The organism is Methylobacterium sp. PvP105 (assembly GCF_017876975.1).
In the GTDB taxonomy this organism is placed as follows: Bacteria; Pseudomonadota; Alphaproteobacteria; order Rhizobiales; family Beijerinckiaceae; genus Methylobacterium; species Methylobacterium radiotolerans.
On the sequence record NZ_JAGIPA010000001.1, the window covers coordinates 3281491 to 3294401 of the forward strand.

Annotated in this window: 12 protein-coding genes; 5 read left to right on the top strand and 7 right to left on the bottom strand. The window is 72.1% G+C overall.

Features of this window, described 5'->3' with window-relative positions; all coding sequences use genetic code 11:
- The first annotated feature begins 4 nt into the window (after positions 1-4).
- Complete coding sequence (locus J3A75_RS15805) at positions 5-1222, top strand: FAD-dependent oxidoreductase (protein ID WP_012319148.1); 1218 nt, start codon at positions 5-7, stop codon at positions 1220-1222.
- 27 nt (positions 1223-1249) lie between these two features.
- Here the strand turns inward: J3A75_RS15805 and J3A75_RS15810 are convergent, their stop codons facing one another.
- From J3A75_RS15810 to J3A75_RS15840, 7 genes are all read right to left on the bottom strand, one after another.
- Positions 1250-1708, bottom strand: a complete 459-nt coding sequence (locus J3A75_RS15810; protein ID WP_024830108.1) for a type II toxin-antitoxin system RatA family toxin — start codon at positions 1706-1708, stop codon at positions 1250-1252.
- Positions 1709-1723: 15 nt separating this feature from the next.
- The gene (lipA, locus tag J3A75_RS15815) at positions 1724-2707 is read right to left on the bottom strand and encodes a lipoyl synthase (protein WP_012319150.1); all 984 of its coding nucleotides are present in this window, start codon (positions 2705-2707) and stop codon (positions 1724-1726) included.
- Between the two features lie 134 nt (positions 2708-2841).
- Positions 2842-3573 (bottom strand): MIP/aquaporin family protein, encoded by a 732-nt coding sequence (locus tag J3A75_RS15820; RefSeq protein WP_029360856.1) that lies wholly within the window; start codon positions 3571-3573, stop codon positions 2842-2844.
- A 288-nt stretch (positions 3574-3861) separates the two neighbouring features.
- Positions 3862-5367, bottom strand: coding sequence for a glycerol kinase GlpK (gene glpK, locus J3A75_RS15825; protein ID WP_209650420.1), 1506 nt, complete (start codon positions 5365-5367; stop codon positions 3862-3864).
- A 55-nt stretch (positions 5368-5422) separates the two neighbouring features.
- Positions 5423-6955 carry a glycerol-3-phosphate dehydrogenase gene (gene glpD, locus J3A75_RS15830; RefSeq protein ID WP_043073691.1) on the bottom strand — a complete coding sequence of 511 codons (1533 nt, stop codon included), beginning with the start codon at positions 6953-6955 and terminating at the stop codon, positions 5423-5425.
- An 84-nt stretch (positions 6956-7039) separates the two neighbouring features.
- Positions 7040-7861 carry a DeoR/GlpR family DNA-binding transcription regulator gene (locus J3A75_RS15835; protein ID WP_012319154.1) on the bottom strand — a complete coding sequence of 274 codons (822 nt, stop codon included), beginning with the start codon at positions 7859-7861 and terminating at the stop codon, positions 7040-7042.
- Positions 7862-8130: 269 nt separating this feature from the next.
- Complete coding sequence (locus J3A75_RS15840) at positions 8131-8373, bottom strand: hypothetical protein (protein WP_012319155.1); 243 nt, start codon at positions 8371-8373, stop codon at positions 8131-8133.
- A 206-nt stretch (positions 8374-8579) separates the two neighbouring features.
- Here J3A75_RS15840 and J3A75_RS15845 point away from each other — a divergent pair, with 206 nt between their 5' ends.
- From J3A75_RS15845 to J3A75_RS15860, 4 genes are read left to right on the top strand one after another with little or no spacing between them, the layout of a single operon-like run.
- A complete protein-coding gene (locus J3A75_RS15845; protein WP_058607485.1) occupies positions 8580-9074 on the top strand; it encodes a chemotaxis protein CheW in 495 nt (164 codons plus the stop codon).
- Between the two features lie 7 nt (positions 9075-9081).
- A complete protein-coding gene (locus J3A75_RS15850; RefSeq protein ID WP_070999471.1) occupies positions 9082-10626 on the top strand; it encodes a CheR family methyltransferase in 1545 nt (514 codons plus the stop codon).
- Positions 10626-11198, top strand: coding sequence for a chemotaxis protein CheW (locus J3A75_RS15855; RefSeq protein WP_012319158.1), 573 nt, complete (start codon positions 10626-10628; stop codon positions 11196-11198). Before J3A75_RS15850 ends, J3A75_RS15855 begins: the two co-directional genes overlap by 1 nt.
- A 36-nt stretch (positions 11199-11234) precedes the next feature.
- The gene (locus J3A75_RS15860; protein WP_012319159.1) at positions 11235-12908 is read left to right on the top strand and encodes a methyl-accepting chemotaxis protein; all 1674 of its coding nucleotides are present in this window, start codon (positions 11235-11237) and stop codon (positions 12906-12908) included.
- Positions 12909-12911 lie beyond the last annotated feature (3 nt).

Below are 12911 nucleotides of genomic sequence, written 5' to 3' on the forward strand. Positions count from 1 at the left end.
GCCCATGGATACGGTGACGACCCGCCTCTGCATCGTCGGCGGAGGCCCCGCCGGGATGATGGCCGGACTGCTCTTCGCCCGCGCGGGCATCGACGTCACCGTGCTGGAGAAGCACGCGGATTTCCTCCGCGACTTCCGCGGCGACACGATCCACCCCTCCACCCTCGACCTGATGGACGAGCTGGGCTTCACCGAGCGCTTCCGCGCCCTCCCCCAGCGCCGCGTGGAGAACTTCTCGGGCGTCGTCGACGGGCGCAGCTACCGGGTCGCCGATTTCAGCCGGCTGCCGACCCGCAACCGCTTCCTGTCCTTCATGCCGCAATGGGATTTCCTGGATTTCCTGGCCACCGAGGCCGCCCGCTACCCGGCGTTCCGGCTGATCCGCCGCACCGAGGCGCAGGACCTGATCGAGACGGAGGGTCGAATCGCCGGCGTGCGCGCGACCGGGCCGGACGGCCGGGTCGAGATCCGGTCCGATCTCGTGCTCTGCGCGGATGGCCGTCACTCGCGGATGCGCGAACGCGCGGGCCTCGTGCCCCGGGCCTTCGGCGCGCCGATCGACGTGCTGTGGTTCCGCCTGCCGCGCCGGCACGGCGATCCCGAGGCGGCGGCGGGGCGGTTCGGCCCGGGGCGGATCCTGATCACCCTCGACCGGGGTGACATGTGGCAATGCGCCTACGTGGTGCCGAAGGGCGGCGACGCCGCGCTCCGGGCGAAGGGACTGGCGGCCTTCCGGGCCGCGGTTGCGCAGATCGCCCCGTTCCTGGCCGACCGCACCGACGCCATCGCCGCCTGGGACGACGTCAAGCTCCTGACCGTCACGGTCGACCGGCTCGACCGCTGGCATCGCCCGGGCCTGCTCTGCGTCGGCGACGCCGCGCACGCCATGTCGCCGGTGGGCGGCGTCGGAATCAACCTCGCGATCCAGGACGCGGTGGCGGCGGCCAACCTCCTGGCCGAGCCCCTGCGGGCGGGGCGCCCCGCGGAGGCCGACCTCGCCCGGGTCCAGGCCCGGCGGATGTTTCCGGTGCGGGCCACGCAGGCGCTGCAGCGGGTGATCCAGTCCCGCGTCATCGCCGCGTCGCTCGCGGCCGACGCGCCGTTCCGGGCGCCGCTCGCCCTGCGCCTCCTCGACGCCCTGCCGCGGCTTCAGGTTCTTCCGGCGCGGATGATCGGGATGGGCGTGCGGCCCGAGCACGTGCGCGTGCCGCTGCGGGCCTGACGCTGCCCCTGCGCGCGGTGACGGTGGCTAAGCCCGCGCCCCGTACATCCGGTTCGCCCGGCCTTCGAAGGCGTCGGTGAACTTGCGGAAGGCCCGGTCGAACATCGTGCCCATGAGGAGCCCCAGGGTGCGGCTCTTGAACTCGTAGGTGATGAAGAAGTCGACGTTGCAGCCGCCGTCCGGGCCGTCCTTGAACAGCCAGCGGTTCTCCAGGTGCCGGAACGGCCCATCGATGTACTCGGCGACGATCTTGAGGCTCGCCGGATCGAGGGTGACCCGCGTGGTGAAGCGCTCGCGGATCGCCTTGTAGCCCACGCCCATCTCAGCGATCAGCACCTGCCCGCCATCGGGCATGTCCTGCCGGCGGATCACCCGCAGGGATTCGCAGAGCGGCAGGAACTCGGGATAGCGCTCCACGTCGGCGACGAGGTCGTACATCTGCTGCGGCGTGTGCTTCACCGCGCGGGTGACCCGGAAGGACGGCATGGTGTTCGGGATTCCTCAGGCCGAGAGCGCGGGCGACAGTTTGGCCAGACGCGCCGCCTGAAGTCGCGCAAAGTCCTCGCCCGCATGGTGCGACGACCGCGTCAGGGGCGTGGCCGAGACCAGCAGGAAGCCCTTGGCGTAGGCGGTGGTCTCGTAGGCCTTGAACTCGTCGGGGGGGACGAAGCGCACGACCTCGTGGTGCTTCTTCGACGGCTGCAGGTACTGGCCGATGGTCAGGAAGTCGACGTCGGCCGAGCGCAGGTCGTCCATGAGCTGCAGCACCTCGTTCCGCTCCTCGCCGAGCCCGACCATGATGCCGGACTTGGTGAAGATCGCCGGGTCGAGCTCCTTCACCCGCTGCAGCAGGCGCACCGAGTGGAAGTAGCGCGCGCCCGGCCGAACCGTGAGGTACTTGGCCGGCACGGTCTCCAGATTGTGGTTGAACACGTCGGGCTTGGCGGCGACCACGACCTCGAGCGCCCCGTCCTTGCGCAGGAAGTCGGGGGTCAGGATCTCGACCGTCGTGCCGGGGCTCGCCCGCCGGATCGCCGCGATGGTGCGGGCGAAGTGCTCGGCGCCGCCGTCCCTCAGGTCGTCCCGGTCGACCGACGTGATGACCACGTGGTGCAGGCCGAGCTTGGCGACCGAATCGGCGATCTTGTCCGGCTCGCCCAGGTCGAGGGCGTCGGGCAGGCCTGTGCGCACGTTGCAGAAGGCGCAGGCCCGCGTGCAGGTGTCGCCCATGATCATGAAGGTGGCGTGCCGCTTCTCCCAGCACTCGCCGATATTCGGGCAGCCCGCCTCCTCGCAGACCGTGACCAGCCCGTGCTCGCGCACGATCTTCTGCGTCTCGGACCAGGCCCTGGAGCCGGGTGCCTTCACGCGGATCCAGTCCGGCTTCTTGGCCTGAACGGGCTGGTCGGGCCGGTGCGCCTTCTCGGGGTGGCGCAGGCGGACCGGCCGCGGATCGTTCTTCAGGGTGTCGAGGACGACGGCCATGGGTCGGGGGCACACCGCGGGCAAGCGCCCCAGGGGCGCGGTCGGGATCGCCCTGACTTAAGGCCCAAGGCCGCGCGCCGCAAACCGCCGCGACGCCGGGCCGCCCCGCGGCGGTTGAGGGTGCGGGCGTTCCGTCAGATCCCGAGCGCCCGGACGAACAGCCCGGCCAGCACCGCCCCGACCAGGGGCGCGGCCACCGGGATCAGCGCGTAGCCCCAGTCGGAGGTGCCCTTGCCGGCGATCGGCAGCACCGCGTGGGCCACGCGCGGCCCCAGGTCGCGGGCCGGGTTGATGGCGTAGCCGGTGGTCCCGCCGAGCGACAGGCCGATGCCCCAGACCAGCATGCCGACCATGTAGGGCGCGACGGCCCGCGGGATCGCGCCGGCCGAGCCCAGCGTGGTGGTCACGAGGGCGGAGATCGTCAGGATCAGGAAGAAGGTCGCGATGATCTCGGAGATCCAGTTCGCCTTCGCGTCGCGGATCGCCGGGCCGGTGCAGAAGCAGGCGAGCTTGAGGCCTGGATCCTGGGTCGCGCCCCAGTGCGGCAGGTAGTGCAGCCAGACCAGCACGGCGCCCACGAAGGCGCCGAGCATCTGGGCCGGGATATAGACCGGAATCTTGCTGAAATCGCCGGAGCTGACCGCGCCCGCCACGGTGACGGCCGGGTTGATGTGGGCGTCGGCGCTGCCGGTGGCGTTGGCCACGAAGACGCCGGCGAGGACCGCGAAGGCCCAGCCCGCCGTGATGGCGATCCAGCCGGCATTCTCGCCCTTGGAATGCTTGAGCAGGGCGCCGGCCACGACGCCGTCGCCGAGCACGATCAAGGTCATCGTGCCCAGGAATTCGCCCAGGAAGGGTGATGTCATCGTGTCGTCTCCCCCGTTCGCTGCTTTTTGTGAACGTTCAAAGCTTTGGCGAGCGCGTGATCGCCGGAGGCGGTCACCGATATCTGCGCAGGCCCCATCCACTTCCCTCATCCTGAGGTGCCGGAGCGCAGCGGAGGCCTCGCAGGAGAGCTCCAGGGATCGCGCGGCTGGCCGGAGCCCTCGTTCGAGGCGGCTTCGCCGCGCCTCAGGATGAGGGCGCGGGTGCGATGGAGTCGGTCGCGAGGCCGTCAGGCCCGCGCGCCGCGCGCGGGCCCGAGGGCGGTGTCCTCAATCCTCGTCGGTCTTCCAGTCGAAGGAGCGCTGCACCGCCCGGCTCCAGGCGGCGGCGATGGTCTCGCGCCTGCCGGCATCCATCTTGGGCGTCCAGCGCTTGTCGACGCCCCAATTGCGCTTGAGGTCGTCGAGCCCCTTCCAGTAGCCGACCGCGAGTCCGGCCGCGTAGGCGGCGCCGAGCGCGGTGGTCTCGGCCACCTTCGGCCGCACCACCGGCACGTCGAGCATGTCGGCCTGGAACTGCATCAGCGTGTTGTTGGCGACCATGCCGCCGTCGGCGCGCAGCTCCTTGACGGGGATGCCGGAATCCTTGGCCATGGCGTCCAGCACCTCGTGGGTCTGGAAGGCGGTCGCCTCCAGCACCGAGCGGGCGATGTGGCCGCGGTTGACGTAGCGGGTCAGGCCGATGATCAGGCCCCGGGCGCCCTCGTTCCAGTGCGGCGCGTAGAGGCCCGAGAAGGCCGGCACGAAGTAGACGCCGCCGTTGTCCTCGACCGTCGTGGCGAGCGTCTCGACCTCGGCGGAATCCTTGATCATGTGCAGGTTGTCGCGCAGCCACTGCACCAGGGCGCCCGTGATGGCGATCGAACCCTCCAGCGCGTAGGCCGGCTTCTGGCCGTCGAGGCGGTAAGCCAGCGTGGTGACGAGGCCGGCCTTCGACGGGACCGGCTCCTCGCCGGTGTTCATCAGCGCGAAGCAGCCGGTGCCGTAGGTGTTCTTGGCCTCGCCCGGCGCGAAGCAGGTCTGGCCGAACAGGGCCGCCTGCTGGTCGCCGAGGATGCCGGCGATCGGCACGCCCGCGAACGGCGCCCGGGTCTCGCCGTAGACCTCGCTCGACGAGACGATCTTCGGCAGCATCGCCTTCGGGATGCCGAAGGTCCGGAGCATGCCCTCGTCCCATTCCAGGGTCTTGAGCGACATGAGCTGCGTGCGGCTGGCGTTGGTCACGTCGGTGACGTGGAGGCCGCCCTCGGTGCCGCCGGTGAGGTTCCAGACGAGCCACGTGTCGATGTTGCCGAACAGCACGTCGCCGGCCTCGGCCTTCGCGCGGGCACCCGCGACATGGTCGAGCAGCCAGCGGAGCTTGAGCCCGGAGAAGTAGCTCGCCAGCGGCAGGCCGGTGAGGTCGCGGAACCGGTCGCGGCCGCCGTCGCGGGCGAACTCGGCCACCAGGCGGTCGTTGCGGGTGTCCTGCCAGACCAGGGCGTTGTGCAGGGGCTTGCCGGTCTTCCGATCCCAGATCAGCGTGGTCTCGCGCTGGTTCGTGATGCCGACCGCCGCGAGGTCGAAGGCCTGGAGCCCGCCCTTCTCCAGCGCCTCGCGCATCACGCTCTGCGTCTTCGTCCAGATCTCCGTGGCGTCGTGCTCGACATGGCCGGGGGCCGGGTAGATCTGCGCGTGCTCCGCCTGGGCGAGCGCGATGACGCTGCCCTCCCGGTCGAACACGATGAAGCGGCTGCTGGTGGTACCCTGGTCGATGGCCCCGACGTAACGGCTCATCGTTCCCTCCCTTCATAGGCCCGACCGGTCTGCCGCCGGATCGGGTTCGAAAGCATCAGGCGGCCTCGGCCCTGCGGTCGAGGTAGGCGGCGAGGCGCGCGGCGCTCTCCGCGCCGGTGCGCAGGCCGAGCTTCGACCGCCGCCACAGGATGTCGTCGGCGGTGACCGCCCATTCCTCGGTGCGCAGGTAATCGACCTCGGCGGCGGTGAGGCCGCCGTCGAAGGCCTCGCCGAGATCCGCCATGGACCGCGCCGTCCCGACGATGTCCCGGGCCCGGGTTCCGTAGGCGCGGGCGAGCCGGCGGGCGGTCTCCTCCGGCAGGAACGGCTTCTCGGCCCTCAGCTCGGCGAGGAACCGGTCGAAATCCGCGTCCTTCATGGCGCCGCCGGGCAGGACCGCGTCGCCGGTCCAGGCCTTCTTGAGGTGCGGGAAATAGGGCTTCAGCTTCTCGAGCGCGTGCTCGGCGAGCCGCCGGTAGGTCGTGATCTTGCCGCCGAAGACCGACAGCACCGCCGCAGTCCCGCCCTGGTCCTCCACGTCGAGGACGTAGTCGCGGGTCACGGCCGAGGCGTTCTCCGCCGCGTCGTCGTAGAGCGGGCGCACGCCCGAATAGCTCCAGACCACGTCGGCCGGGGTGAGCGTCGTGTCGAAGGAGCGGTTGATGCAGCCGCAGAGATAGTCGGTCTCGCTCTCCGAGATCGTGACCGGGCCGGGCTCGCCCTCGTAGGGAACGTCCGTGGTGCCGATCAGCGTGAAGTCGCGCTCGTAGGGGATCGCGAAGATGATGCGCTTGTCGGGCTGCTGCAGGATGTAGGCCTGATCGCCGTCGAACAGGCGCTTGACCACGATGTGGCTGCCCTTGATCAGCCGCACCGCCGCGCGGCTGTTGACGCCGAGCGTGCCGCCGAGCGTCTCGCTGACCCAGGGACCGGCGGCGTTGACGACGGCCGTCGTGCGGATCGTCCGCTCGGTGCCGCCGCGCTCGTCGCGCAAGGTCGCGGCCCAGCCGTCACCCTCGCGCCGGGCCGAGACCACGCCGGTTCGGGTCAGCACCGTCGCGCCGCGCTCGCGCGCGTCCATGGCGTTGAGCACCACGAGGCGGCTGTCCTCGACCCAGCAGTCGGAATAGACGAAGCCGCGCTTCAGGCGCTGCTGCAGCGGCGCTCCGTAGGCGGAGCTGCGCAGGTCGACCCCGTGCGAGCCCGGGAGGGTGCGCAGCCGCGCGAGGTGATCGTACAGGAACAGGCCCAGCCGCAGCATCCAGGCCGGGCGCAGGCCCTCGTCGTGGGGCAGGACGAAGCGCAGGGGCCAGATCACGTGCGGGGCGAGCCGCAGCAGCCGCTCGCGCTCGGCGAGCGCCTCCCGCACGAGGCGGAACTCGTAATATTCGAGGTAACGCAGGCCGCCGTGGATCAGCTTCGTCGAGGACGAGGACGTGAAGCCCGCCAGATCCCCGCGCTCGGCCAGCAGGACCGAAAGGCCCCGGCCGGCCGCGTCCCGGGCGATGCCCGTGCCGTTGATGCCGCCGCCGATGATCAGGAGATCGTAGGCGTCGGACGGCTCGCGCTGGCCCGGTGCTGCCGCCATGGTTCCTCCGGAGCCGCCCTGCTGGCGGATTGGCAGTATATTGACGCAGCCCTCGGCTTTCGCAAGCGAAAAAATCGATGTTCGTTAGGGTTCGGCCGCGCCGTCCGCCACCGCCAGGGTGACGCCCTGGCGCTCCATGAGCGCGACGATCTCGGCCGGGGGGGGGCGGTCCGTGAAGAAGGTGTCGACCTGCTCCAGGCGCCCGACCTGGACCATCGGGCGGCGGGTGAACTTGGTGTGGTCCGCCACCAGGAAGGTCTTCCGGGCGTGGGCCAGGATCGTCTGCGTCGCCCGCACCTCCTCGTAATCGTAGTCGAGGAGCGCCCCGTCGCCGTCGATGCCGCTGATGCCGATCACCGCCACGTCGACCCGGAACTGGCTGAGCGTGTCGCAGGTGAGCTGGCCCAGCACCGCGCCGTCGCGGTTCCGAACGGTTCCGCCCGCCACGACGATGCGGAACTCGGTCGTCTCGGCCAGGGAGATCGCCACGTTGAGGTTGTTGGTGATGATGCTGAGATCGTCGTGCCGGGCCAGCTCGCGGGCGACGGCCTCCGGCGTCGTGCCGATGTTGATGAAGACCGAGCAGTGCGACGGGATGCGGCTCGCCGCGAGGCGGCCGATGCGGCTCTTCTCCGGCAGCAGGGTCACCCGGCGGTCGGCGTAGTCGATATTCTCGACGCTGGAGGGCAGTCCCCCGCCGCCGCGGTAGCGTTCCAGCCGGCCCTCGGCGCTCAGTTCGTTGAGGTCGCGCCGGATCGTCTGAACGGTGACGCCGAACTGCGCCGCCAGGGCCTCGATCGTCACGAAGCCGCGCTGGCGGACCGAGGCGACGATGGCGCTCCGCCGCCCCTCGACACCGGTCGCCTCGATCCTGTCGTCGGATCTCCGGTCGAGCGGTCGTGACATCGGTGCTCCCTCGCCTTCCGTCAGGCCGCCGCGCCGCTGTACTGATGATCGGGCGATGTTCGTTTGCGAACATTTTCCGGGCGCCGCGGCTTTCGCGCGAGATTGAACCGCGCTGCGTCGTCCCGCAACCGGCGATCGGGCTGCAATATGCTTCAGTCCCGCGCGGCCGGCGCTTCGCCTGTGAACAGGCACGAAAAAGGCCTGCCGCGGGTGCGACAGGCCGAGCCACCCGGGCGACGCCGCCTGCGGCGCGCCCCGGTGATCGCCACTCACATGTGGTGGCGCATCCGGCGATGATGCTTCATGCGCTTGTGCTTCATGCGCTTGCGCATCGTCGGACGCGCGGCCGGAGCGGCACCCTGCTCCATCGCGGCCGCCTCACCGGCGCGCTCCATGCCGCCGCGCGGGCCGCCGGCCTGAGCGCCAGAGGCGTTGTAGGGCGAGTTACCCTGGGCGTAGGCGGAGCCCGCGAGGAGCGTCAGCGACGCGGCGGCCAACAGAAGTTTCCTCATCGTCAATCCCTGGCGTAGACCGGCGCAGGCAAAGCGCCGCGCCTCGTCAGGCGCGTTGCCGCTGCGTCGGAAAATAAGCGGCTCAGACGAGACTTGGTTCCGCGTCATCGCGCCCGTGCGGCGCACAATTGCCGGCAGCGTTAACTCGGCCTATGTCGCGAGCCGTCCCGGCCCGGCCGCGACCGAGCAACACGGAGCGGGTGGCGGTGGCCAGCAGCGGTTCGGCCTATCTCCTGCTGGATGTCGCCGGCACCGCCTGCGCCCTGCCCCGCGGCGCGGTCGCCGAGATCCTGCCGCTCCCGGATCTGCACGCGCCGCCCGCTTCCGGCGGCTGGCTCACCGGCTTCCTCAATCTCGGCGGCACGCCGGTCCCCGTGGTCGACCTCGCGGCCCTGCTCGGCCTGCGCCCGGCCGTCGCGGCGCCCGGTCTCTACGCCCATCTCGTGCTGATGCAGGGCGGCGCCGTCGCGTATCTCGTCGATCGCGCGGCCGACCTCACGATCGTCGCGGAATCCGCGATCCGGCAGGCCGAGGCGGCCGACACGCTCAACGGCTGCGTCGCCGCCGAGCTGGTCCTCGGCGCGCGCCTCGTCCACGCGCTGGCGCCGGAGCGCCTCCTCACCGTGCAGGAACAGGTCCGGGTCGACGCCCTGGCGCGGGCCGCCGCCGAACGTCTGGCCGCGCTGCCGCACGCCGTCTGACCGCGCGATGGCCCGTCCGGGTAATCCCCGTCCCGACCTGGGTGTCGATCCCGCCTACCCGCCGCTCAAGGCGCGGATCATCGCGCGCACCGGCCACCACTACTACATTGACAAGGACGAGCTGCTGATCGAGCGGCTGCACCGCCGGTTCCGCGCCGCCGCCGTGGCCGACTGCGCCGCCTACGCGGCCCTCCTGTCGAGCGGGGCGGAGGGCGAGGCGGAATGGGCCCGGCTCGAGGCCGAGATCACCGTCGGCGAGACGTTCTTCTTCCGCTACGCCGAGCAGTTCAACGCGCTGCGCGCGACGATCCTGCCGGCGCTGATCGCGGCGCGGGCGTCCGAGCGCGTCCTGCGGATCTGGAGCGCGGGCTGCTCCACCGGGGCCGAGCCCTATTCCCTGGCGATCCTGGTGCACGAACTGCTGGGCGACGCCCGGTCCGACTGGCGGGTCTCGATCCTCGGCACCGACATCAGCGTCGAGGCGCTCGCCACCGCCCGCGCCGCCGAGTACGGCCGCTGGGCCCTCCGGACCATGCCGCCGGAGGACCGGCTCCGCTACTTCACGCGGCTGCCGGCCGCGCCGGGCATCCGGCGCGAGGGCGGCTACGCCCTCCGTCCGGAATATCGGGGTTCGGTCCGGTTCGAGCGCGGCAACCTGCTGAACCTCGTCGAGCCGGGGCCACCGCAGGGCGAGCCCTTCGACCTGATTCTCTGCCGGAACGTGCTGATCTACTTCGACGCCCGGACGGTCGCCGCGGTGGTCCGCGGTCTCGGCCGCAGGCTGAGGCCGGAGGGCTGGCTGCTCCTCGGCCACGCCGAGCCGAGTCCCGCCTTCGCGAGCTTCCTGGACGCCGTCAGCCTGCCCGGGACCGTGGCCTACCGACCGCGCGCCGATGCGCCGCCGGTCGCGCTGCCCGGCACCTCGGTGCCGGATCCCGCCCCTTCGACGGGGCAGGTGCCGGGGCCGCCCGCGCGGGATCCCGGTCCGGGCGCGTCTGCGGGCGCGTCGTCGGGCGTGTCCGGGGCGGGGCTGCCCGACGCTGCGGTCGTTCCCGCTCCGGATCCGGTCGCCGCACCCGGGACAGCGCCGGTTCCCGACGCGCCCGGAACGCGGGATCACGGGGCAGTCCTGGACGAGGCCTGCGACCTCGACCGGATCCGCGCGCTGGCCGATTCCGGCGAGACCGGCGCGGCCTGGCGGGCGCTGCGGGCCGCCCTCGACCGCGACCCGACCGACACGGCCCTGCGCTTCTACGAGGGCCTGCTGGCCCGCACCCTCGGGCGCGACGCCGAGGCCGAGCGGGCGCTGCGGGCCGCGCTCTACCTCGACCGCAGCTTCGTGATGGCCCACTACCACCTCGGCCTGCTGCTGATCGCCCTGCAGCGGCCGAGCGAGGCGGTCCGCGCCCTCGACAACGCCGTCGCCTTGAGTCAAGCCCTCGGGCCGGACACGGCGCTGCCCGAGGGTGATGGCGCCTCCGCGGGCGAGATCGCGGCCAGCGCGGCCGCGGCCCGCGCCGCGCTCGGCGGCGTCGGCAGCAGGAGGTCCTGATGGGCGCGCGCCCGAGTGCACAGGACGGCCGTCAACGGACGCGGCCGGAGCGGGACCTGCGCGCAGAGCGCGCGGCCGCCCTCGCCCGGCGCGGTGCCGTCGCGGTCGCGACCGATTCGGGGGACGATCACCTCGTCTGCGCCTGCGGCGGCGAGCGCTACGGCGTGCCGCTGGCGGCCGTCGCCCAGGTCCTCCCGTCGCGCCCCTCCACGCCGATGCCCGGAGCGGTGCCGGCGCTGGACGGCCTCATCGCCCTGTCCGGGCGGATCGTCGGCGTGCTCAGCCTTGCCAGGGCCCTCGGCCGGCCCGAGCCCGCGTCCGACGCCGAGGCGGCGGCCGGCCACCTGATCGTGCTGCGCGGCGTCCATCCCCAGCCCCTCGCCCTCGCGGTCGACCGGGTCCTGGGCATCGCCCGGGCCTCCGGCGCGGCCGCCGCGGAGGCGGCCGATCCCGACCGCTTGGGCAACGAGGCCGCCTCGGTCTATGCCCCCGGCTCCGGAGCAGCGGGCGACGGCCGTCCCGACTTCGTCGTCATCGACCTCCCCCGCCTCCTGCGCCGCGCCCTTCCCTGACCGGGCCGCCTGCCACAACCGGAGCCATCCCCGCCCGTGTCGCTCTCGATCGGAAAACGCATCCTTCTCGGCTTCTTCGCCGTCACGGTGGTTGTGGTGGCGCTCGGCCTCTACGCCCTGGAGCAGATCGGCGCGGTGCGCGACACGACCGACGCGATCGTCCGGCGGGACATGACGATCCTGCGCCAGCTCGACGATCTCGGGAACGAGGCGCGCGACCTCGGGCTCCTGCGCCGCACCGCCGTGATCGCGATGCTGATGCAGGCCCAGGGGCGCACGACGCAGGGCGGTGACACCCTGGCGGCCTGGCGCCAGACCGCGGCCCAGGTCGAGAACCGCCTCGCCACGACGATCCAGCTCGCCGCCCAGTATCGGACGCAGGTCGTGTCCGCCGAGCGCGTCGCGGCCTGGGACCGCATCGCCGCGGCGGCGACCGCGGTCCAGGGCTCGTTCCGCGAGGTCAAGGCGCAGGGCGAGGCGCAGTTCGCCGCCATCGCCCAGCAGGACGTCGCGGCGGTCGAGGCCCGCAATGCGGAGATCACCCGCCTGCAGGCGCCCTTCCTCGAGGGGATCAAGAACCTGCGGACCCAGCTCGACGGCGGCATGGCGCTGGGACAGCGCGCCGCGCAGGAGGTCTACGACCGCTCGCGCCTCTCGATCTACCTGACGCTAGCCGCCGCGGTGCTGCTGGCGACCCTGATCACGTGGCTGATCAGCCGCGCCGTGGTGCGGCCCCTCGAGACGGTCATGGCCTTCGTCGCCCGCGTCGGTGAGGGAGACCTCTCCGGCCAGCTCGCGGCGGGCGGGCGCGACGAGATCGGCCGTCTGAGTACGACGCTGAACACGATGGTCGCGGGGCTGTCGGACCTGGCGCGGACGAACCGCGCGGCGACGGCGGACCTGAACGCGGCGGCGGCGGAGATCCGGGCCTCGGCGCAGGAGCAGGCCGCCTCGGTCGAGCAGCAGTTCGCCGCGGTCCAGGAGACGGCCGCCACGGTCGACGAGATCACCCACTCGGGCGCGCAGATCTCCAAGCGCGCCACGGAGGTGATCGCCACCGCCCAGGCGACCGCGCAGACCTCGCGCCAGGGCCTGCGCGCGGTGTCGGACACCGCCAAGGCCATGGACGCGATCCGCGAGCAGGCGGAAGCCGTGGCGGGCAACATCGTCAGCCTGTCGGAGAAGACCCAGACGATCGGCGACATCATCGAGACGGTCAACGACATCTCGGAGCGCACGCACCTGCTGGCGCTCAACGCCGCCATCGAGGCGGCCGCGGCCGGCGAGAGCGGGCGCAGCTTCGCGGTGGTGGCCGCGGAGATGAAGCTCCTGGCCGACCAGGCCAAGGCGGCGACCGGTCAGGTGCGGGCGATCCTGGGCGAGATCCAGCGGGGCATCAACACGTCGGTGATGCTGACCGAGGAGGCGGTCAAGCGCGCGGCGGCGGGCAAGACGCGCTCGGACACGACGCAGCGCACGATCGAGGAGATCACCGCGCGGGTGGAGGAGAACGTGCAGACGTTCCAGCAGATCGTGGCCTCGACCAACCAGCAGCAGCTGGGCATCGAGCAGGTGATGGGGGCGTTGCAGAACATCCGCCAGGCCAGCCAGCAGACGGCCGCCGGCACCCGGCAGGTCGAGGCCGCGTCCGCCAACCTCACCGAACTCGCCCAGGCCCTCATGGCCCTGGCCGAACGCTACCGGCACTGAGGC